We start from the raw sequence: 22,557 nt of genomic DNA, 5'->3' as shown, positions 1-22,557 counted from the left end.
ACACGCAGTCCTGCCCGCAGGGAGGAGTTCCACCATGACCGCGCGTCCGCCGGAACCGAGCCGTACACCGGCCGCCCCGGCCGCCGCACACCCACCGGCCGCCCTCTCCCTCGCGGAACCCCCCGCCGCTCCCGGGCGTGAGGACCTGGAATCCCTGCTGACCATCCGCCACTTCGAGAATCTGCTGCTACGGATGTTCGCGGAGGGCAGGCTCAACGGCACCACGCACACCTGTCTCGGACAGGAGTACGTGCCGGTCTCCCTGGCCCCGCTGCTCGCCGGCGACCACGTACTCAGCAACCACCGGGGCCACGGCCACTACCTCGCCCTGTTCCGGGACCCCGCCGGACTGCTCGCGGAGATCATGGGACGGTCCGGCGCGGTGTGTTCCGGTGTCGGCGGCAGCCAGCACATCCGGCGCGACGGCTATCTCTCCACCGGCGTGCAAGGGCAGAGCCTGCCGCTCGCCGTAGGCATCGGACTGCGCTGCAAGCGCACGGGTTCCGGCCGGCTCGCCGCCGCGTTCGTCGGCGACGGCACCTGGGGTGAGGGAGCGGTCTACGAGGCACTCAACATGGCCGCGCTGTGGCGGGTGCCGGTCCTGGTGGTCGTCGAACACAACGGGATCGCCCAATCCACCCCGACGCACGCGCAGATGGCGGGTTCGATCGCCGAACGGGCGGCTGCCTTCGGCATCGACTTCGTGGAGGTCACCGGGCACCACGTACCGGAGATCCGGGAGCGGCTCACCCCCGTGGTGCGCCGGGTCCGCGAGGAACACCGCCCGGCGGTCGTGCAGTTCACCACTCACCGGCTGGGCCCTCACAGCAAGGGTGACGACACCCGCGACCCGGCGGAGGTGGAGCGGCTCCGGGCCGGCGACTGGCACCGGGAGCTGACCGACCGGCTGGGCGCGCCGTTCCGGGAACTCGACGCGCGCGTCCGCGCCGACCTGGAGGAAATGGCGCGTGAGGTGGAGGCACGGCCGCCCGCCACCTGGACGGGGTCCGGTTCCGCGGACCCGAGGACGGAGGACCGATGGCTGAACTGACCGAGCCGGCCGACCTGAGCGGACTGGCGGGCCTCGTGGCCGAGGTGCTCGAGATACCCGCCTCCGAGGTGACGGAGGAGACCGGGGCAGCCACCACGGCGGCCTGGACCAGCCTTCGACACGTCCAGATCATCTCGTGTGTCGAACGCGCCTACGGCATCCGGCTCACCTCCCGCGAGGCGCGCCGCTGCCGGAGCGTCGGCGCCCTGCGCGCGGCGCTCACCGCGAAGCGGGGGGCGCTGTGACCCGTCCCGCGCCCCGCGTGGTGGAGGCGCTCAACGCGGCCCTGCACCGCCTGTTCGAGGAACGGTCCTCACTGCATCTGCTCGGCGAGGATGTGCGCGACCCGTACGGTGGTGCGTTCAAGGTGACCCGAGGTCTGTCGACCCGTCACCCGGACCGGGTGCTCTCCACTCCGATCAGCGAGGCGGGCATCACCGGCGTGGCGGGCGGTCTGGCGCTCGCGGGCGACCAGGCGATCGTGGAGATGATGTTCGGCGACTTCGCCGCGCTCGCCTTCGACCAGATACTCAACTTGATCTCCAAGTCGGTGACCATGTACGGCGACCGGGTGCCGATGCCGGTCGTGGTGCGCTGCCCCGTCGGCGGCAACCGCGGTTACGGTCCCACCCACAGCCAGAGCCTCCAGAAGCACTTCGTCGGCGTGCCCAACCTGGCGCTGTACGAGACGAGTCCCTTCCACGACCCGTACGCGCAGCTCGCCGAGGGCCTCGACCGCGGACCCGCGATGCTCTTCGAGGACAAGGTCCTCTACACCCGGCGGATGTTCCGTGACGGGGTGGTGGACGAGCACCACCGGTACGCGCTGCGGGGCGGGTCCACCGGCTGGGCGCACGTGTCCCCCATGGACGGCACTGCCGCCGACGTGGTGCTGATCTGCCCCGGCGGCACCACGCACCGGGCCCTCGACGCCGCACGGCTCCTGCGCGCCCGCGGGATCGCCGCGCACGTCCTGGTCCCCGCCCGGCTCTACCCGCCCGACCTGGAGCCGGTGCTGCCGCTGCTGGCGGACGCCCGGCTGGTCGCCGTGGCGGAGGAGAGCACCGAGGGCGGTACCTGGGGCGCCGAGATCGCCGCCCGGGTGCACACGAGGATCTGGTCGCATCTGCGCTCGCCCGTGCTGCAGTTGAACTCGGCCGACTCGGTGGTGCCGACCGCGCCGCACCTGGAGTCGCGGGTGCTGCTCGGCGCGGAGCGGATCGCCGCAGAGATCGAGAGGGGCGCGGCCCGGTCCCCGCAGTCCCGCACACCCGCCGCCCCACCGCCGCTCGCCCCGCTCGTGGCCGCCGGGTCCGAGACCGCCGGGGCGGGGGCCGGTGAGCAGCCGGCAGCCGCCGCCGGGGACAGTGCCGAGCCGGCGGCCGGGGTGCCGGTCGCCGTGCCCAAACTCAACAACAACGACACCGCCTACCTGGTCGTCCGGTGGTTCGCCGACGACGGCGCGTACATCGGCGAGGGAGACCCGCTGGTCGAACTGGAGACCTCCAAAGCGGTCGAGGAGATCGCCGCACCGGCTGACGGGCACCTGCGGATACGCGCCGCGGAGGGCAGTGAGGTCGGGGTCGGGGACCTCCTCGCCGAACTCCTCGCCGAGCCACCCGCCGCCCCGGCGCCCGACACCTCGGCGCTCCCCCCCTCCGACGAGCGGGTCGCCGCCCCCGTGCCCGCGGCCGCGCCCGTGGACCCTCCCGCCCAGGAGCCCGCCCCCGCCGCCCGTACCCACGTGCTCGACCGGGTCCAGCAGGGAACCGCCGCAGTGGTCACCCGTGCCCACCGGGAGGTGCCCGTCGCCTTCGCCGCCGTCGAGGTCCGCGTGGACGCGGTACTGGCCAGGCTGCGCACCCTGTCCGACGAGACCGGTGCCGAGGTCGGACTGCCGGAGGCGGTGGTCAAGGCCGTGGCCGCGGCGCACCCCGCCTTCCCGCACCTGTTCGGCACCCTGGTGGACGAACGGACCGTACGGCTCGCCGACACCGTGGACATCGGTGTCACCGTGGACGCCGGGAACGGCCTCTACATCCCCGTGCTGCGGGACTGTGCCGGCCGTTCCCTCGCCGACCTCTCCGACGACCTCATGGACTTCCGGATGAAGGCGTTCCGCGCCGAGTTCACCGCGGGTGAGCTGTCCGGCGGCTGTCTGAGCGTGTCGCTGAACACGGAGCCCGGTGTCCTGTTCGTCCAGCCGATCGTCATGGCGCCGCAGCTCTGCATGGTCTCGGTGGGCGGCCGGCTCACCCGGCTCGTCCTGGAGGACGGGGTGCCCTCCTCCACCACCGTGGTCACCCTCGGACTCGCCTACGACCACCGGGTGGTCAACGGACGGGACGCGATCGCCTTCCTGCGCGCCGTCGCGGACGCACTGCACGACGCGGAAAGGCTCGTCGCATGCGCCGGCCCGCAGTGAGGACGTGACGTGGCAGCGGAGCGGCAGAGCCTTGCCCGGACCGGTCCGACTCCAGCGGCCCCACGGCCACCGGAGCAGTCAAGTGAGGAGTTCTCGTGGCGTACGGGTTGACCGCCTTCGGCACGGCGCTCGGCGAGCAGACCGCCGTCAAGGACGTGGTGGCCGAATACACGGAGGACGTCGAGCGCGTTCTCGGATACGGGTACGACTGCATCCACCGGGCCGCGCCCGGCACCAGCGTCACCGACCTCGCCGTCGAGGCCGGGCGGCGGGCGCTGACGGGGGTGAACCCCCGCGAGGTGGACCTGCTCGTCCTCGCCCTGACCGACCTCGCCGACCATCTGTACTGGGACGCGGCGGCCCGGGTCCAGTGGGAACTGGGCCTGAGCCGGGCGGAGGCGGTCCTCGTCGACCAGGGCTGCGCGGGCGGGGTCACCGCCTTCGACACCGTCGCGGGACGCTTCGCCACCCATCCCGGCTACGGCACCGCGCTGGTCGTCGGCGCCAACCGTACCGTCGAGGCGTACTGGAACCGGCTGGACACCCACTCGCTGCTGTTCTCCGACGGGGCCGCCGCCGCCCTCGCCGTACGCGACGCGCCCACCCTGCGGTGGCGCGCCTCGTACGCGGAGACGGACGGCCGGTACGCCGACTTCTTCCGGATGGACGTCGGCGGCGCCAGGCAGCCCTTCGTGCCCGGCGCCGAGACACCCTCCGTACGGGACTCCTGGGACGTGGTCGAGTACTTCCAGCACGACGCCGAGCGACTGGCCGCCTACGCGGAGGAGATCGACGACCGCACCGCGCGCGCCGTGCACCGGGCCTGCCGTCAGGCCGGGTGCGCCGAGGAGGACCTGGCCTGGCTCCTGCTGCTCAACGACAACGCCCGGGTCCTGGCGGCACAGGCGGAACTGATCGGGGTACCGCTCGAGCGCACCAACACCCGACTGGCGCGCCGGCACGGGCACTTCGGCGCCGCCGACCACCTGTTCTCCCTGGCCCGGACGTACGAGGCCGGGGAACTGTCGCCCGGGGACCTCGTGGCCCTCGGGACCAATGGCCGGGGCATGCACTGGGCGTGCGCGATCCTCCAGTGCTGACCACCCGGCACGGCCTCGTCCGGGGAGGCCCTCTCCCGTCACCGAACAGATCGGAGTGACACGCTATGAGCCGTCAACCCGCCCGGCGTGCCTGGACGGCCGCCGCGTTGGTCTGCGCCTGCCTCGGGCTGGTGTCCTGCGGGGCCTCACCCGACTCGGCCGTGCGGGCCTCCGACGCGGCCGACACACCCGCCTGCAAGGTGCTCCGGCCGCTGGCCGTCGAGTTCGGCCTGGGGGAGCCCTCGGTGAGCCAGATGTCCGGGGAAGGCTGTACCGCACACAGTCACGACTTCGGCACCCTCACCGTGCTGCTGCGGGACCGGCCGCTGGAGGACACGGTCACCGGGCAGGGCGAACGGAGCACGATGCGCTTCGGCGACCACGACGCCGTGATGCTGATGGGTTCGCTGGACGGCGTCTGCAAGATCTTCCTCGACGCGGGGGAGAAGAGCACCGTGGAACTGCGGCTCGGCCGGACCACGGCGATGACCCCGCAGGTGTGCACCTCACTGAAGAAGGCGACGGCGAAGGTGGCCGACGGGCTCACCCCGCGGCCGTCGGCCTCCGTGTCCGGCTGACCCGACACGAGCGGACCGGGGGTGGCGCTGAGAGCGCCACCCCCGGTCGCATGTCCCGCCCTGCCTTCGCACGGCCGCCCTCCGCCGTACGACGTCACGTGCCGCACTCACTCCAGCGTCCGGGTGGTGGCGGCCAGCGAGGCCTCTCCGAGTGAGGCGACCCCGAGCGCGGGCGGCCGCGTGCCGTCCGGTCCGTCGGCCGCCGGCCCCGGGAGGCCTTGGGTGCGGTCGATGACCCGGACCGTCGCCGGTCCCGCACCCAGCTCCAGTTCCAGTTCCGCGCCCCCCTCCGGTACATGACGGATCCACAGCTCCCACGGGGCGTCGCCGGCCGGGTCGTCGGCGTGCAGTCCGGGCACCCCGGTCAGGGACCAGCCGCGGACGGCGGTCCCGCTGACGAGGACCACCAGTTGGTCGGCGCCCCGCCTGGACGCCGCCGTCACCCGGACCCGCCGTCCGCCGTCCGCCGTGTCCCCGAGGACCTTGGTGGTCACCCGCGGGCCGGGCAGTGGGAACGCCTCGGCCGGGCCCCGCCGGACCGGCACCCGCCAGCCCGGCCAGAGATCCGCCACCGAGCCGCGCTCGGCGTCGGCGGGCAGGAAGTCGCCGCTCCAGTCGTCCGCCGGGACCCCGCTGATCCAGTGGCCCGTACGCCGGTCCGCGTCCCACAGGTACAGCAGGTCGGCCCGTACCGGGTTTCCCGGTTCCGGGGGCAGCAGCGCGGCGGCCGCCAGCACGGCCGTCGCGACCACGGCGGCGGTCACCGGCAGCAGCCGGGGCAGGACCGGCAGCACCCCCGGCAGGAGCGCCGCGAGAAGCGCCGCCACGGCCATCGGCACGGCCACGAGGCCCAGGCCCAGGGCGTTCGTGAGCAGCGGCACCAGCGGGAACACCAGAAGGGCGGCCGGTACCGTGCCGAGGGCGGCGGCCAGCACCCGGCCCCCCGCAGTCGCCCCGGCCCGCGAGGTGAGCACGGCGGCGGCGGAGAGCAGCCCCAGTGTCGGCCAGACGAACACGTGGCTGCCGCCGGGCAGTGTCACCGCGGACAGGACGGACAGGACGATCCACAGCAGTACGGCCCCCGCCACCTGCGCCCGGGCGCCGGCCCACCGCCTGGCGATCAGCGCAAGCGCGCAGCCGACGGCCAGGGTGAGCGACAGGAACCCGACGAGGGGCGGGCCGTGAGCACCGATGTCGTAGTAGTGGGCGAACTCGGGGTGTCTCGCCGCGACGAGGGGCGCCAGGCCGAACGCGGCCCCGGCGGCGAGCAGCAGCTGCCCGAGGGCTACGGCGAAGCCGCGCAGGACGGTACCCACGGTGAGCGCGCCGCGCGCCCGGAGCCGCAGCAGCAGCGCCAGGCCGAGCCCGGCCGTCGCCAGCGCGGCGGGCAGCGCCGCACCCAGCGGGTAGGAGACGAACCATCCGCCCACCCGGAAGTACGCGGAGTCCCCGGCCGGGGTGCTGTTCAGGTCGGCCGAGGCAAGTGCGCGGGCCAGACCGAGGGCCTGCTCTCCTTGGTGCTGGACGGTGGCCGGGTCGACCCGCTCCGGGGTGTCACCGGCGCCGTGGTAGTGGGTGTAGCCGTCGAGGTACGCCAGATTCATGCCCTGGTGCCCGGCTTCCTGGAACACGGTGAAGTCGGTGAGGTTGGGCATGTAGCGGTACGCGGCGTCCAGCAGCGAGTCCGCCCGTGCGTCCGGCGCCGACTCGGTCAGGGCGCGCACCAGCCAGCCGGCGTCCGGTCCCGTCTCGAACATCAGGCTCGGTCCCCTGCTGCCCCTGGCCTCGAAGTTCAGGATCACCGTGTCGGGCGGCAGGGTTCCCGGTTCGGCCACCAGGGCTTGCGCGCCGAGCAGTCCGCTCTCCTCGGCGTCCGTGAACACGAAGAGGACGTCGTTGCGCGGGGGCGGCCCCTCCCGCAGCGCACGGGCCGTCTCCAGCAGCACCGAGACCGGGACCCCGGCGTCGTTTGCGCCGGGCCCCGCCTCGGTGGAGTCGTAGTGGGTGACCAGCGCGACAGGCCGTGTGCCGGCGGTGCCGGGGACACGGGCGACCACGTTCCGCAGCCGTAGGTCGGCGTAGCGGGAGTCGGCGCCGATGGGGGAGAGATCCGGACGGTGGGACGCCGCCGCCCCGGTGTGCACCCGGGTGTCGAGGCCCAGTGCGGTGAGGGTGCGGACGATGTACTCCCGGGCCTGGGCGTGCGCGGTGGAGCCGCTGGGCCGGGGGGCGGTGGCGATCTCCCGTACGTGCGCGACGGCGCGGGCCGCCGAGAAGGTGTCGGCCGGCGCGTCCGGCCCTCGGGCGGCGGGCATCCGGCTGTTCCAGGCGACCAGGGAGAGACAGAGGGTGGTGAACACGGCGACGGCCGCCGGGAACACCCAGCGCCCAGCGGTGGTGCGGCTCGTCCCTTCGGGACCGGCCCGGCCGGCGCCGGGGTGGCCCGGTCCGTCGTGGGCTCCCTCACCGGGGTGGAGATCGTTGAGACGGGCCGGCGCGGACCCGTTCCGGTCCTCGGGACGGGAGCCGCCCGCCTCGCCGTCATACCGCCTGAGTGCCATGGACCGTGTACTCCTTGTCAGGCCGGAACGCGCCGGACACCCCGGCTGCGCCCTTCCGCCCGGGCGGGGCGAGTGCGATGCGCTCCACCACGTCCTGTCCGGCGAGCGCACCGAGCTCCGTCGCGGCGCGCTGACGGGCGTGGTCGCGCACCAGCGGGTTGAACGAGTAGCGCGGGCCGTCCGGCGCCCGGTCCTGGGTGACCGCGAGTAAGTGGGCGTTGACCAGGGCGTCCAGCAGCCGCTGGGTGTCCTCGCCGGGGCGGTCGGAGACGGCGGAGGCCATCCACTCGGGGACGGACTCCACGTCACACATGCTGAGCCGGAGCCACAACCGGTACGCGGCCGGGGACAGTTGCTCCACGGTGGTGTCGAGCCGCGCTCCCATGTCCAGCGAGCCGATGGAGAGTTCGGCGATCCGGTCCTGCCGTGTCGCCAGACGGTCGGTGAAGCTGCTCAGGGTGCAGTGGGGGCGGGCCCGCAGCCGCGCTCCGGCGGCCCGGATGGCGAGCGGCAGGTGCCCGCAGAACTGGACGATCCGCCGGGCGCTGTCGACCTCGGCGAACACCCGCTCCACGCCCACCAGGGAGGCGAGCAGGTCCAGTGCCTCGTCGGTGGGCAGCCCGTCGACGCGGTACTCGGTCAGGCCGGGGATCTTCAGCAGACTGTTCCGGCCGGTGCACAGGACCGCGCTCTCGCCGCTGGGCAGCAGGGCCTCGTAACGGGTGGACTCCGCCACGTCGTCCAGGACGATCAGCAGCCGTTTGCTGGCGGTGATGCTGCGGAACAGCGCGGCGCGGGCGGCGAGACCCGCGGGGATGCGATGTTCCGGCACTCCGAACGCGTCGAGGAAGCCGTTCAGCACCTCCTGCGGGTGAACGGGGTCGGTGTGCCCGCGCAGGTCGGCGTAGAGCTGGCCGTCGGGGAAGTGCTGTTGGAGGGCGAGACCCGCGTGGATCGCGAGGGCGGTCTTGCCGGTGCCGCCGCATCCCGCCAGCGCCACCACACGGGGTTCGCCGCCCGCGCGCAGGTCCGAGGTGATGCGCTGGAGCAGGTCGCGCCGGCCGGTGAAGTCCTTAATGCGGGGCGGCAGCTGAGCCGGCACCTTGGCACCCGGCCAGGGCTGGTGCGCCACGACGGCGGGCGGCGGGGCGATCGGCTCGCCGGCCAGGATTTTCTGGTGGAGTTCCTGAAGTCCCGTGCTCGGCTCCAGTCCAAGATTCTTGATCTGAGCCAGACGGCTGTTCCGGTAGACGGCCAGAGCCTCCGCGCGACGCTGGGACTGATACAGCGCGGTCATCAACTGGGCGCACAACCGCTCGCGCATCGGATATTCGGCGACCAGCGGTTTCAGTTCACTGATGAGTTCCGCGTGCCGGCCGAGGGTCAGCCCTATGTCGAGCCATTCCTCGAGGACGGAGAAGCGGCGTTCCTCCCAGTGCGCGGCCACCGCGTAGGTCAGCGGTCCGGATATGTCGGCGAGTGGCTGGCCCCGGTAGAAGGCGAGCGCCCGCTGGTATTCGGCGGAAGCGGACTCCAGGTCGCCGGCGGCCGTCAACTCCCGGGCCCGCCGCACTGCCTTTTCGAACGCGTGTGCGTCGAGATCCTCTTCGTCGAGCCGTATACGATAGCCGCCCTGTTCGGTCTCTATCAGGTCGACCGGGCCACCGGCCGCGGCAAACGCGTTCCGCAGTCGCCAGACGCAGGTCTGGATCTGCTTGTCCGCCGTGGCGGGAGGATCGGAACGCCATACGGCGTCGATGAGTGAATTGACCGGGACGACGCGGTTCGCGTTGAGCAGTAACGCCGCCAGAACGGTTAACTGGCGATTTCGCCCCACCCGGATGGGTTTACCGCGGACAACTGCTTCCAATGGCCCGAGAATGCGAAAGAAAACATCGCGGGCATTGTCGCCTTTCCCCTCACTCGGGCCACCTGTGTCGAGAGATGAATAACCATTGTGGACCGGCAAGATCATCCTCCGGGTGTCGGACTTGGCGCAGCCAACGGGGACCTTACAGAGCTGCACTTGTCATGTCTATACCCCACTTGCGCGCCGCCATATGGGGTCACTTTGGCCGAGTCTTCCTGTCGGCGGCGCAAGAGTGTCGGTGTGCCGTGAGAGAGGGAGGACGGCTTGAAAGGGACGGTTTATTGAGAACGGCTATCGGCGATGCCCGTTCGGTCGTCGGCCGTGCCCGTATGGCTGGGAAGTGGCATGGTGCGAAGAGCCAGTGCGTCCACCTTTCCGCCTGGTGTTCTCGGAAGTCGCGGCACTACCGCGATGTGGTGGGGGCGCATCTGCTCCGGTATCGACTCGGCGATTTTTCGCTGCAACTCCGGAACGGTCACATGTGATCCCAGTACGACGAAAGCGACAATTCGTTCAGCCGCGCCGTCCCGCCGCAGCAGCACCGCGCACTCGCCGACGGCCGGATGTCTGCGGACCGCCGCCTCGACCTCACCCAGCTCGATCCGGAAGCCGCGTACCTTCACCTGGTGGTCCACCCGGCCGAGGATGAGCAGCCGGCCGTCCTGCCCCCACAGCCCGCGGTCGCCCGTCCGGTACAGCCGCCCACCGGGCCGGTACGGATCGGGCAGGAACCGCTCGGCCGTCAACGCCGCACGGCCGTGGTAGCCACGGGCCACCCCTGGCCCGCCGAGCCAGATCTCGCCCGGCACCCCGGGCGGGACCGGCCGCAGCCCGCCGTCGAGCACGTACGCCTGGTACCCGGGCACCGGACGCCCGATCGGGATGCCCGCGCCGGCCGCCTCCGCCGGACCGCAGCGGTGCGTGGTGGCCCATACCGCGCACTCGGTCGGCCCGTAGTCGTTGAACAGCGGAGCCTGCGGACACAGTCGCAGGTGCTCGGCGACGATGTCCGGGCTGAGCGGCTCCCCGCCCACGGCCACCATCGAAAGCCGGCCGAGCGCCTCCTGGCCCGCGACCTGGAGCACGATCCGGTAGTGCGAGGGCACGGCGTGGACATGGGTGACGGCCGCCGACTCCAGCAGCTTCCGCAGCGCCATCGGGTCGTGCGCCTCCTGTTCGGTGGGCAGCACCACCGCGCCGCCGGAGGTCAGCGCCCAGAACATGCCGCCCGCCGCCCCGTCGAAGCACAGCGGCGGCAGCACCAGGTCCCGGCCGGGCGGCGGGCCCGCCACCGCACGGGCCGCCGTGGACGCCACGATCGCCCGGTGGTGCACGCCGATGCCCTTGGGCGTCCCGGTGGAACCGGAGGTGTAGATGACGTACGCCAGATCGTCGGGGGTGACCGGCACACCGAGCGGGGTGCCGGGCAGCCCGGCCGCCTCCCCGCCCACGAGCACCGGCACCGGCACCGCGTACTCCGGCTCCCGGTCGGCGAGCAGCACCGCGGCGCCCGAGTCGTCGAGGATGCGCCGGACGCGCTCGGGCGGATACGTCGGCTCGATCGGTACGTAGGCGGCACCGGCCTTCAGCGTGCCCAGCATCGCCGTCACCGACCAGGCCGCGCGCTCGGTCAGCAGAGCCACGAGCCCTCCGGCACCGACCCCGGCCGCACGGAGCAGGCGGGCCACCCGGTTGGCGTCCTCGTCCAGCCGTCCGTAGGTCAGTTCGGTCTCCCCGCACAGCACGGCCGGCGCGTCCGGCGTCCGCGCGGCGTGCTCCTCGACCAGAGTGTGCAGGCAGACGGCGGGAACAGCCGCCTCGGCACCGCGCGACCACTCGGCGAGCGCGGCCCGTTCCGCCGCCCCGGCCGCGACGATCCCGTGCACCGGCCGGTCGTCGAGCAGCTCTTCCAGGACGGCGAGCAGCCGCGCAGCGAACGTGACCACGGCGCCTTCCTCGTACAGACCGGTGTCGTAGTCCATCCGCAGCCGGTCGTCCTCCAGCAGGACCAGCAGCCCGTGGTGGGCCACCGCGTCCGGCGGCCGGACCGCCGACGCGGTGTACGCGCCGACCCGTTCCGGCTCCGTCACTCCGCAGGGCGACACCGCGAACGCCGCGTGGAACCCCGGGTGGACCGGCACACCCGAGGCGAGCGCGTGCCCGCCCGCGCGCAGTGCGACCGTCCCGGACACGCTCTCGGCCACGCGCGGGGCGACCGCCACGGGTGTGTCGGACGCGACGACGATCCCCGTACCGGGCGAGCCGCCGCAGCGGACCAGCAGCACCGCCAGGGCCACGGCCAGCGACGCCTCCACGGGTACACCGGCGGTGCGCAGCCGCTCGGCGGCCCGCCCGGCCGGGACCCGCACCGTTCCGGCGTACCCGGAGGCCCGGTCACCGCCGGCCGGCAGACCCGACGGCCCGCGCCCGGCGGCCCCGGACCGCCCGTCCGCCGGCCCGGCGGCGGCCCGTGACAGGGTTTCAGGCCCCGTGCCGACCGCCGGGAACGGGGCGTCGTCCGTCAGCAGCCACCGCATCACCGCCGCCGGCGGCAGCGTGTCCTCGGTGACCACCACCAGCAGGGACCGGTCCTCACCGAGCCGGGCCAGCAGCACGCGGCCCGGCCCCGGTTCCGCCTCGGCGGCGGCCGTCTCCTCACGGATCAGCTCGCCCCACTCCTCACAGTCCGTCCCGACGCTCCCCGGGCCGAGCACCGTGAGCGGAACCTTCTGGCCGCCGCCCGCGACCCGGACCCGGAGCGCCCCCGGATCGAGCGGGCCGTCCACCACCCAGCAGCCGGCGGTGAAACCGGCGCGGCCGCCCTCGGGCACGTCGGCCTGTCCGGCCGGAGGACCATCCACCGGGCCGGCCGCCGGGACAGGCGTGCGCACGGACCGGGACACGGGCGACGCGGGCATGTTCGTTCCCTTCAGGTGTGCTGTCGTGGTGAGGCGACCGGACGGGTCCCGCCCGGTCGCCTCGGTGTGTTCACAAGCCGTCAGAGCAGCACGCGCTCCGCCGGCGACTTCCGGTGGGCCCGCGACTTGCGCAGGTCCCGGGTCACGACCGCCTTCTTCAGCCAGCGGTCCGTGCCGTCGAACCGGGCCTTGAACGCGGCTCTGCCGTGCACCACCCGGTAGTTGTCGATCACCAGGAGGTCACCAGGGCTCAGCACCACGTCGGTCAGGTTCCGTTGCAGCTCCGCGGTGAGCGCCTCCAGCGCCGCCGCCGCCTCCGGATCACCCGGCAGCGACGACATGAACGCCGGATCGATCCGCAGGTAGGGCCGGTCCGGGTGCCCGAACAGCACCGCGCACGGCTCCGGTTCGTCCTGCATCAGCTGCACCGCGTGCGGGCTGCCCCGGTCCGCGGTGAGCGTCCGGGCGTGCCGGAGGTGCTCGGTGTCCGGCCGGATCAGGAACCGGGGCTGGCTCAGCACCTCCCGGTGCTCGTCGGACAGCACCACCTCGTCCACCCCGGCCACGCCCGTGGGCACCGCGTCGTGGTTCCGCAGCCCCAGCAGGAGCAGGTAGTCGCAGCGGTACGGGTGGAAACCGTCCTCCGTGTGCCAGGCCAGCTCCACCGTGCCGTGGCCGCTCTGGTCGTTCTCGTGCGACGGGACCGGCAGCACGTCGTGCACCAGCCGCCCGTTCTGGAGCGTCGACCAGCCGAAGATGTCACCGAGGTGCGCCGTCGCCAGCGTCAGGAACACCTCGTGCACCTCCGACTCCGGTTCCCTCGGTGGCTCCCGCCAGTCCAGGGGAGTCGGCCCCAGCCGGCGGTCGTCCACCGGAAGGCCACGCACGACCAGGCAGGACGCCTCCTCGGCGGTCCGGAACCGTCGCAGCTCCCGGATCAGGCGCGGGGGCATCCGGTGCGCCACCAGCGACAGGTCGTCCAGCAGGGACGGGGCACTGCTCGCCCCGTGGTCCCGCAGAACCGAGCGGGTCAGTTCGTCCAGCGCGGCTCCCTCGGCCGCGTCCAGGTCCACGTAACGGATCATCGGTGATCAGCTCCCGGTCGGTCCCTGCGGGAGCAGTCGCGTGCCTTCACGAGCCCTCCTTGTCCTGACGGTCAGTTGACGGATCCCTGCGGAACGACGACGTCCTCGGGCGCGGGCAGGTAGCCGCCGTCGACCAGGAACCGGAAGCAGGCGTGCGCCCACTCCTCGGTCACCGGCGGACAGCTGATGCCCGACCCCTCGAGAGCTTCGGTCAGCACCCGGCACTCGTCCTGCGGGTCGATCTGCTTCTGCAGCTCCGGGTCGAGCGCGGCGTGCCGCATCGAGGCGACCCGCAGCAGCGGGGTCATCGGGAACAGGACGTGGTCCTCGTCGACGCCCAGCGCCCGCTGGCGGGCCTCCTCCTCGTCGATGACGTTGAGGTCGTAACCGAACGACCGCAGCCACTGGTAGCACTGCGTCATCGTGGTGGGAGCCGGGTTCGTGATGTTGAAGTTCTTCCCGAAGTTCTCCTCCCGCAGCGACGTGTAGACGATGGCCTGGGCCGTGAAGTCCACCGGCACCGCGTTGATGACATCGTTGTAGAGGGGCAGCACCCCGAGGTCCAGGAAGCCCCGCAGGTACACGTACAGGTAGTCGGTGTGGTGCGAGGCACCCGTCTGGGTGTGGCCGGTGATCATCCACGGCCGCTGCACGGTCACCGGGATGCCCCGGTCACGGGCCAGGTAGACGATCCTCTCGGCCAGCCACTTGCTGCGCGGGTAGCCGGTGGGGATCCGGATCGGACGGCTGTCCAGGTCCTCCTCGGTGAACGGCCGCTCCGCCCCGGTGCCCATGAACACGTCCACACTGGACACGAAGTGGACCGACTTGAGCGTCGTGGTCGTGGCGAGCCGCAGCACCTCCTTGGTGCCCTCGACGTTGGCCGGCCGGGCGGCCTCGTACGGGTAGGTGAAGTTGACCACCGCGCCGCTGTGGTAGATCACGTCCAGCTCGGCCGCGGCGGCGGCGAACTCCTCCTCGCCCAGGCCGAGCCGCGGCCTGGCCAGGTCACCGACCACCATCCGCATCCGGGACCGGTAGGACTCGTCCCAGGCGTGGTACTTGCGGAGCGTCGCCTCCATCCGCTCCCAGGCCTCCTCCTCGTTCTCCGCCCGGACCAGGCAGTGCACGAGAGCGTCGGTGCGCAGGATCAGCTCCACCACCAGGAACGCGCCCAGGTAGCCGGTCGCGCCCGTGACCAGCGCGTGGCGCGGCGCGAACCACTCCGAGTGCGGCAGGTCCCCGGGGGCGATCTCCTCGGGCAGCGTGATCTCCGCGTGCAGCTCCTCCAGTTGCTGGGCGTACAGCACCTCGCTGTCCACGTTGTCCCGCTGCCGCCGGTCCTCCTCGATGGCCGCGGCGACGCCGGCGACCGTGGGCACCCGGAAGATCTGCTCGACCGGCAGCGTCACGTCGTGCGTCCGGGAGAGCTGGGCGGTGAGCCGCGCCACCAGCAGCGAGTTCCCGCCGAGCTCGAAGAAGTCGGCCACCGCGCTGACCTTGGAGACGCCCAGCAGCGAGCAGAACGTCTCCGCGATCTCCGCCTCCAGCTGCGTCCCCGGCTCCACGAAGTCCTCGATGCCGAGGTCCGGGGCGGGCAGCGCGGCGGTGTCGATCTTGCCGTTCGGGGTGAGCGGCATCCGCTCCAGCGTCACGAACGCGCTGGGCACCATGTAGTCCGGCACCTGCGCCAGCACATGCTTGATCAAGGCCTCCTTGGTCACCACCCGGCCGACGACGGGGACCACGTACGCCACCAGGCGCGGCACGCCCGGCTGGTCCTCCCGGGCGATCACCGAGGTCTCGGCGACCAACGGGTGACGCAGCAGGACGTTCTCGATCTCGGTCAGCTCGATCCGGAAGCCGCGGATCTTGACCTGGGTGTCGGCCCGGCCCAGGAATTCGATGCTGCCGTCCTGCCGGTAGCGGGCGAGGTCCCCCGTCCGGTACATCCGGGCACCGGGCTCCTCGGAGAACGGGTCGGGCAGGAAGCTGCCGCCCGTCATCCCCGGCCGCTTGACGTAGCCGCGGACCACACCGCCGCCGCCGATGTACAGCTCGCCGGGAACACCGGGCGGCACCGGGTTGAGCCGCTTGTCCAGCAGATGCACCCGGGTGTTGGGGATCGGGCGGCCGATCGGCACCCGGCCGGACTCGGCGTCCTCGGCGGTCACCGGGTGAACCGACGCCCACACGGTCGCCTCGGTGGGGCCGTACTCGTTGAACAGGGCCACGCCGGGGGAGCGCCGCCGGTGCGCCTCGACCAGGCTGGGCGGCAGCACCTCACCGGCCAGCACCGTCGTCCGCACGGAGGGGAACGGCTCCGGCTCGGTATCCAGCAGCACCGAGTACTGCGAAGGCACCCCGTCGACATGGGTGACATCCTTGTCCCGGATCAGCGCAGCGAGCAGCCTCGGGTCCAGCACCTCCGCCTCGGAGGGCACGACGACCGTGCCGCCGCGCATCAGCGTCCAGTACAGACCGCCGCCCGACGCGTCGAACGTGAACGGGGCCAGCACCAGGTAGCGCTCAGGCAGCCCCGGCTCCTCGAGGATCGAACGGGCCAGTGTGGAGTGCGTGATCTGCCGGTGTTCCACCGCCACGCCCTTCGGGCGGCCGGTGGAACCCGAGGTGTAGATGACGTAGGCCAGGTTGTCCGGCTCGATCTCCACGGCCGGCCGTGTCACCGGGCCGTCCGGATCCGCGGTCGGCACCGCCACCCGCTCCAGGCCCGCCGCCTTTCCGCCGAGCGCGTCCAACGCTCCCCGGTCGCCGACGAGTACGCGGATCCCGGCCTCCTCCGCGATCGACGCGATACGGTCCGCCGGGTACGAGGGGTCCAGCGGCACGTACGCGCCACCCGTCTTCAGCACACCGAGCAGCGCGACCATGGTGTGCACCGACCGGTCGGCCAGCACGCCGACCAGGGACTCCGGGCCCGCGCCGAGTCCGGCGAGCCGCGCGGCCAGCGCCTCGGCCCGCGCCTCCATGGAGGCGTAACTCAGCTCCGCCGTGCTCGACGTGAGCGCCGGTGCGTCCGGACGGGACGCGGCGGCCTCCGCGACCAGCTCGTGCAGCAGCCGGGGCCCCGTGCGCCCGGTCGCCGTGGCGTTCCACGACTCCAGCCGCTCCCGGTCCTGACCGGACAGCAGCGACAGGTCGGAGAGCGGGCGGTCGGGGTCCGCGACCGCGGAGTCCAGGAGCAGCAGCGTCCGGTCCAGGAACTGCTCGACGGTCGCCCGGTCGAACAGCGAGGTGTTGAAGTGGGCCCGCAGCGACAGTTCCCCGTCGCGGCGCACCGCGTACAGGTCGATGTCGTGCGGGGTCCATGTCACCGGCAGGTCGAGCCGGTGGGCGGTGACCCCCGGCAGCTCCCGGCTGCTCCACTCCTCCTCGAAGCCGAACAGCACCTGGAACAGCGGGGTACGGCTGAGGTCGCGCGGCGGGTGCGCCGCCTCCACGATCTGCTCGAACGGCAGCCGGGCGTGCTCCAGGGCTTCGTCCAGGGCCGAGTCGGTCCGCCCCAGCAGCGTGGTCAGGGACTCGCCGGCGTCCAGGTCGAAACGCACCGGCAGGGTGTTCTCCAGCGGGCCGACCAGGCCCTCGGCGCCCTCCTGCCACGACGGCGGCACGGGTACACCGACGGCGAACGTGCGCTGCTCGGCATGACGGGACAGCACCGCGGTGCAGCCGGCGAGCAGCAGCCGGGACAGCCGCCGCCCCGTACCGGACGTGAACGCCTCCAGCCGGTCGCGCAGTTCCCGCGGCACCGCCACCGACGCCACGTCGGCGTCGATGGTCTTCACCGGCGGCCGGGGCCGGTCGGTGGGCAGCTCGAGGGCATTGAGGCCGGCCGTACGGTCACGCCAGTACTCGATGTCCTTCTCGGCGTCGTCGCCGGTCAGCCAGGCACGCTGGGCGGCGGCCAGCGCCTGGGGCTCGGCGGCAGGCCCGGCGGCCTCCTCCCCGCTTCCGCCGAGCAGATGCGCGTACCCGGTGAGCACCTCGTCGGTGAACAGCCGCACGGAGCGCCGGTCGGCCACGAGCTGGTGGACCGTCAGCAGGAGGACGTGGTCCTCCTCCCCGAGCCGCAGCAGACTCGCCCGCACCAGCGGGCCCTGGGCCAGATCGAACCGGCGGCGGGTCTCGGAGGCCGCTATGCGTGCCAGCTCGGCGTCGAGCCGGTCCGGGTCCACCTGGACCACCGGCAGCCGCAGCGACGCCACCGGCCTGACGGTGGCCAGCGGGTGGCCGTCCACCGTGCGGAAGGTGGTACGCAGCACCTCGTGGCGCTGCACGGCCGTCGACAGCGCCTGCTGGAGCACGGCCGCGTCGGTCCTTCCGGTCAGCCGCACCGCGACGCTGGTCTGCCAGGGCCGCTTCTCGTCCAGCTGGATCAGCAGCCACAACCGGCGCTGCTCGAGTGTCAGGTTGCTTGTGACGTTCGCCGAGGCGTCCAGGAGGCCCGCCAGGAGCGCGCGCTTCTCCTCGGACGTCAGGGAACTGATCTCGTGCTGCCCGCTCATTCGGTGGACTCCCGTCCTAGTGTCGGATGCGATCAGGCGGAGCGTTCGCGGACCGAACGCGGACGCATGTCGGTCCACACCCGCTCGATGTGCTTGAGGCATTCCTGCTTGGTGCCGGCCGGGCCTGCGACGGCCCAGCCCGCGGGCACCGCCCGGTCGGCGAACCAGATCGAGTACTGGTCCTGTTCGTTGATGACGACCTGGAAGACGGTGTCGGCGTCGTCGATACCCATGGGGCCTCCTCGTGGTGGGTCGGATGACCGGTCCGGATGTCCGGATGCGCCGGTCAGTTCAGATGGCGAAGGAGCTGGTCGATCTCGTCGTCGGACATCCCGGCGAGCTGGGCGAGCAGCGCCTCGTCGGCGGTCGGTCTGCGGTCGCGGGCGCGCTCCAGTTCCTCGATGGCCGCGGCGAGCCCGGCCGGGGTCGGCAGACGGAAGAAGTCGCGCACCGGCACCTGCAGACCGAACTCGGCCCGGACGCGGCTCAGCATCTTGGCTGCGAGCAGGGAGTGCCCGCCGAGCCCGAAGAAGTCGGCATGCATGCCGGTCACCGACAGCCCGAGCACCTCCTGGAAGAGGGACAGCACCCGGCGCTCCACCCCGTTGCGGGGCGGCACCTGCGCCACCGGCTCACGCGGCGCCTGCGCAGGGGGCTCCGGCAGGGCGCCCCGGTCGATCTCGCCGCCGGGGCCCGGGGGAAGTTCGTCCAGGACCCCGAACACGGCAGGGACCCGGTAGCCGGGCAGCGCGGACCGGGCCCGGCCCCGGACGGCGGCGGTGAACGCCTCACGTTCCGCCTCGGTACCGGCCGGGACGGTGCCGTCCGGCACCAGCCAGGCGACCAGACGGCTCTGTCCTGCATCCGTGGTCACGGCCGAGGCCGCCACCCCGGGGAACCCGTTGAGCACCCTCTCGACGCTCGCCGCCGGGACGGAGCGGTCCCCGGCGAACAGCCGGCCCTCACCGGGCCCGACCACCTCCAGCGACCCGTTCCCGGCCCGGCGGCACCGCAGCCCCGCCGGCACGGCGGCACCCGTCCCGTCCGTGACGAACAGCTCGCCGACCAGACCGGCGGCCACGGGCCTGCCCCGCGCGTCCAGCACACTGCGGACCACACCGGCGGGCGCCGGTCCGAGACGGCGTCCCCGTCCCTCGTCCAGCGGGGCGAGGGCGACCGGGGGCGCCGTCGCCCCGGGACCGGGACGGCCCAGGAACACCGTGCGGCCGGTCCGTGCGAGCATGTCCACCAGATCGGGCGCCAGCACCTCACCGACACACACCAGCCGTGCCCCCGGCGGGGGCTCCCAGCCCTCGGTGAGCACCCTCCGCCAGGTCGGCGGATCGGCCAGGACGAACGCGCCGGGCGGCCCCGGAGGAGCCAGCTGCACCCCTGACAGCAGCAGGCTGCGGGCATGCGTCAAGGGCATCAGCAGATCCACCGGTGACGGTGGGGACCCGCCGTCCAGCAGCACCACGTCGTCCTCCGGGGTCACCGACAGCCGGTCCGCGACGGCCGCCACCGCGGCGGCCAGGGCCCCGTGCGACAGCGCCGCCGCGGCGCCCTCCTGGTCCGTGTCCTGCGCCGACCAGGCCGGCGCGTCCGGCCCTGACGGCCCGGTGTCCTCCGCCGGGTCGAACCGGGGACCGGTGGTGATCAGCCAGCCGCCGTCCTCCTCCTCGGCCCGCCGCACGAAGGCGCCCGCCCGGTCGTGCCGCTGCCCGTACGCGGGCACCGCACCGACCTCGAACACCGCGAGCAGCACGGCGACCAGCGCCGCCGACGGCACCGGGGGAGTGGTCACCCGCACGTCCGGCCCGGCGATGCCCTCGGCGCGCAGCCGGCCGGCCAGATCCGAGGCCCACTCACGCAGCTCGCCCAGCGTCAGCACGGCGTCCGCCGACGACAGCACCACGCTGTCCGCGGGACGCTCCGCGAGCATCTCCGCCACAGTCGTCCCCGCCGCGAATGCGGCCGGGTCCGGTTCGTCCGCGGCCGGCGCCGGGACCGCGTCGGCGGCCAGCGGCAGTGCCCCTGTCGGAGCCGCCGGGTCCCGCAACGCGTCCGTCAGCACCAGCCGGTGCAGCTCCACGATCCGGGCCGCCGTGGCCTCGTCGTACAGGCCCCGGTCGTAGTCCAGTTGCAGCCGCAGCCCGTCCCCGTCCGGCAGCACCGTCAGCCACAGGTCGAACTTGGCAGCCGTACGCTCCAGCTCCACCGGCGCCATCGTCAGACCGGGCAACCCCACCTCCGCCGGGGGGGTGTTCGGCATGGAGAACATCACGTCGAACAGCGGGTTGCGCTCGAGGGCACGGGTCTGCCGCATCTCCTGCACCAGCCGGTCGAACGGCATCCGGTCGTGCGAGAAGGCGCCGACACAGGCGTCCCGCACCAGGGTGGCCGCCGTCCCGAACATGCTGGACAGCGGCAGCCTGGCGCGCAGCACCAGGGTGTTCGCGAAGAACCCGACCAGCCCCTCCGCGTCCGGATGGTGCCGCCCCGCCACCGGCGTGCCCACCACGACGTCCTCCTGGCCCGTCACCCGGGCCAGCGTCACCATGAAACCGGTGAGCACCACCATGAACAGCGTGCCGCCGGACTGCTTGGCCAGCTCCTCCAGCGCAGCCGTCGTCACCCCGTCCAGGCGCTCCTCCACCCGGCCGCCGTCCCCGCCGCGCCCTTGCTCACGGGGACGGTCCACCGGCAGCTGCAACGGCTCCGTACCGGACAGCGTCCGCCGCCAGTAGGCGATCAGCTCGTCCATCCGTTCCCCGGCCAACTGCTCGTCCAGCCAGCCGACATAGTCGGCGTACTGCACCGCAGGCTCACCGAGGCCCGCCTCGCCGCGCTCGCGCAATCCGCGGTAGGCGTCGGCGAGGTCCGCGTAGAACACGTCCATCGACCAGCTGTCGCACACCAGATGGTGGATCGTCACGATCAGCGTGTGCCGGTCCGCGGCCTCGCGCACCAGGACCAGCCGCAGCAGCGGCGGCGCGTCCAGCGTGAACGGCGCCGACGCCTGTTCCCGGGCCAGCGACTGCACCCGGTCCTCGACCGCACCGGACGACAGGTCCGCGCAGTCGATCACCGGCAGCGACACCAGCGCCTCCGGCAGCACCAACTGGTGCGGATCGCCGTCGACCAGACCGACCCCGGTGCGCAGGCTCTCGTGCCGCGCCACCACCGCGTTCACTGCCTGCTGGAGCAGCACGACGTTCAGCTCACCCGTCAGCCGTACCGCGCTCACCACGTTGTACGCGGCGTTGCTCGACGGGTTCAGCTGGCAGACGAACCACAGACTGCGCTGCGCCGGCGCGGCCGGGAGCACGAAGTAGTCGCCGTAGTCACGCGACTCGCCGCTGCCGACACCACCGGCGTACGAGGAACTGCTCACTGGGTTCCCGCCTCCCTTGCGGCCGATACGCCGAGCGCCGCCCCGATATGGGCGACGACGCTCCTCTCGTGGTCCTGGACGAAGTAGTGACCTCCGTCGAACTCGTGCACGGAACAGTCCGCCGAGGTCTGCCGGGCCCAGCCCGCGTCCCCGTCCCGCACCAGCGGGTCCCGTCTGCCGCGCAGCACCCGCACCGGCACCGGCACCGGCGGCCCCGGCACGTGCTGATAGGTCTCCGCCAGGGTCAGATCGGCGCGGATGGTGGGCAGCATCAGCGTGACGAGCTCGTCGTACGTGGAGAGGTCCTGCGGCTCCATCCCCTCCCAGGCCCGCAGCCGCGCCAGCAGCTCCGCGTCCGGCAGATGGTGGACCCGCTCCTGGTCCGCGTACTGCGGGGCATCCCGGCCGGACACGAACAGCGCCGCCGGCAAGGGCAGTTCCAGCTCCCGGAACCGCCGCAGCACCTCGAAGGCGACCAGCGCGCCCATGCTGTGCCCGTAGAACGCGTACGGCCGCCCGGTCAGCGGTGCGAGCGCCGGCGCCAGCGCGTCCACGAGCGCGGTCATCTCCAGGAACGGCCGCTCCCCGAGGCGTACCTCACGGCCCGGCAACTGCACCGCCGTGATCTGCAACGCCGACGTGTACCGCTGCCAGCTCCGGAACATCGCCGCGCTGCCCCCGGCATGCGGAAAGCACACCACTTCGCTGACCGGATCGGTGACGTCGCCGAAAGATCGGAACCAGCGGGAACTCGGTCGGGTCGGGCGCACCTCTACCTCCATGAGAGATGGCGAACGCAGAACGCGAGAATGCGGTGGACCGCTACCGGGCCGGCATCTCCCACCGGGTCACGGAACGGAAATCAATAACCGCCGACCTTATTCGTACCAGTTCCCTCGGAGGAGACTCAACGACCACATGACCGACTGAGAGGTGAGCGATAAGGAAGTGAGAGCCGAGTGAGAGACCGCGCACTTTTAATTGCCTCGGCGCCGGAGTGTGCCGCCGTCATACCGACCTGTCACCGAGCCCCGCACCCTCCGATGCGC

The 22,557-nt window shown here is 72.7% G+C and carries 13 protein-coding genes; 5 read left to right on the top strand and 8 right to left on the bottom strand.

Features of this window, described 5'->3' with window-relative positions:
• Positions 1-34: 34 nt before the first annotated feature.
• From MTR79_RS17025 to MTR79_RS17005, 5 genes are all read left to right on the top strand, one after another.
• Positions 35-1,051 carry a thiamine pyrophosphate-dependent dehydrogenase E1 component subunit alpha gene (locus tag MTR79_RS17025; protein WP_244791059.1) on the top strand — a complete coding sequence of 339 codons (1,017 nt, stop codon included), beginning with the start codon at positions 35-37 and terminating at the stop codon, positions 1,049-1,051.
• Positions 1,039-1,296 carry an acyl carrier protein gene (locus MTR79_RS17020; protein WP_244791057.1) on the top strand — a complete coding sequence of 86 codons (258 nt, stop codon included), beginning with the start codon at positions 1,039-1,041 and terminating at the stop codon, positions 1,294-1,296. The genes MTR79_RS17025 and MTR79_RS17020 overlap by 13 nt, the downstream gene beginning before the upstream one ends.
• On the top strand, positions 1,293-3,476 hold the full coding sequence (locus MTR79_RS17015) for a 2-oxo acid dehydrogenase subunit E2 (protein WP_244791055.1): 2,184 nt from the start codon (positions 1,293-1,295) through the stop codon (positions 3,474-3,476). Before MTR79_RS17020 ends, MTR79_RS17015 begins: the two co-directional genes overlap by 4 nt.
• A 95-nt stretch (positions 3,477-3,571) precedes the next feature.
• A complete protein-coding gene (locus MTR79_RS17010) occupies positions 3,572-4,576 on the top strand; it encodes a 3-oxoacyl-[acyl-carrier-protein] synthase III C-terminal domain-containing protein (RefSeq protein ID WP_048460699.1) in 1,005 nt (334 codons plus the stop codon).
• A gap of 65 nt (positions 4,577-4,641) precedes the next feature.
• A complete protein-coding gene (locus MTR79_RS17005; RefSeq protein ID WP_244791053.1) occupies positions 4,642-5,154 on the top strand; it encodes a hypothetical protein in 513 nt (170 codons plus the stop codon).
• 107 nt (positions 5,155-5,261) lie between these two features.
• Here the strand turns inward: MTR79_RS17005 and MTR79_RS17000 are convergent, their stop codons facing one another.
• The 8 genes from MTR79_RS17000 to MTR79_RS16965 all read right to left on the bottom strand — a co-directional run bounded on the left by MTR79_RS17000 (position 5,262) and on the right by MTR79_RS16965 (position 22,290).
• The gene (locus MTR79_RS17000; RefSeq protein WP_244791051.1) at positions 5,262-7,715 is read right to left on the bottom strand and encodes a M28 family peptidase; all 2,454 of its coding nucleotides are present in this window, start codon (positions 7,713-7,715) and stop codon (positions 5,262-5,264) included.
• Entirely contained in the window at positions 7,696-9,552 is a 1,857-nt protein-coding gene (locus tag MTR79_RS16995; RefSeq protein WP_244791048.1) for an AfsR/SARP family transcriptional regulator, read from the bottom strand. The genes MTR79_RS17000 and MTR79_RS16995 overlap by 20 nt, the downstream gene beginning before the upstream one ends.
• 311 nt (positions 9,553-9,863) lie before the next feature.
• Complete coding sequence (locus MTR79_RS16990) at positions 9,864-12,503, bottom strand: amino acid adenylation domain-containing protein (protein ID WP_244791046.1); 2,640 nt, start codon at positions 12,501-12,503, stop codon at positions 9,864-9,866.
• 80 nt (positions 12,504-12,583) lie between these two features.
• A complete protein-coding gene (gene gntD / locus MTR79_RS16985) occupies positions 12,584-13,588 on the bottom strand; it encodes a guanitoxin biosynthesis L-enduracididine beta-hydroxylase GntD (protein ID WP_189364867.1) in 1,005 nt (334 codons plus the stop codon).
• Between the two features lie 71 nt (positions 13,589-13,659).
• On the bottom strand, positions 13,660-18,114 hold the full coding sequence (locus MTR79_RS16980; protein ID WP_244791044.1) for a non-ribosomal peptide synthetase: 4,455 nt from the start codon (positions 18,112-18,114) through the stop codon (positions 13,660-13,662).
• Positions 18,115-18,146: 32 nt separating this feature from the next.
• A complete protein-coding gene (locus tag MTR79_RS16975) occupies positions 18,147-18,347 on the bottom strand; it encodes an MbtH family protein (RefSeq protein WP_244791042.1) in 201 nt (66 codons plus the stop codon).
• Between the two features lie 53 nt (positions 18,348-18,400).
• Positions 18,401-21,508 (bottom strand): condensation domain-containing protein, encoded by a 3,108-nt coding sequence (locus tag MTR79_RS16970; protein ID WP_244791040.1) that lies wholly within the window; start codon positions 21,506-21,508, stop codon positions 18,401-18,403.
• Complete coding sequence (locus MTR79_RS16965) at positions 21,505-22,290, bottom strand: alpha/beta fold hydrolase (RefSeq protein WP_279953147.1); 786 nt, start codon at positions 22,288-22,290, stop codon at positions 21,505-21,507. The genes MTR79_RS16970 and MTR79_RS16965 overlap by 4 nt, the downstream gene beginning before the upstream one ends.
• Positions 22,291-22,557: the final 267 nt, after the last annotated feature.

This window comes from Streptomyces sp. BJ20, assembly GCF_022869105.1.
GTDB classification, from domain to species: domain Bacteria; phylum Actinomycetota; class Actinomycetes; order Streptomycetales; family Streptomycetaceae; genus Streptomyces; species Streptomyces griseoincarnatus.
The sequence above is the reverse complement of the archived record's forward strand: the minus strand, read 5'-3'. Positions and strand labels throughout refer to the sequence as shown.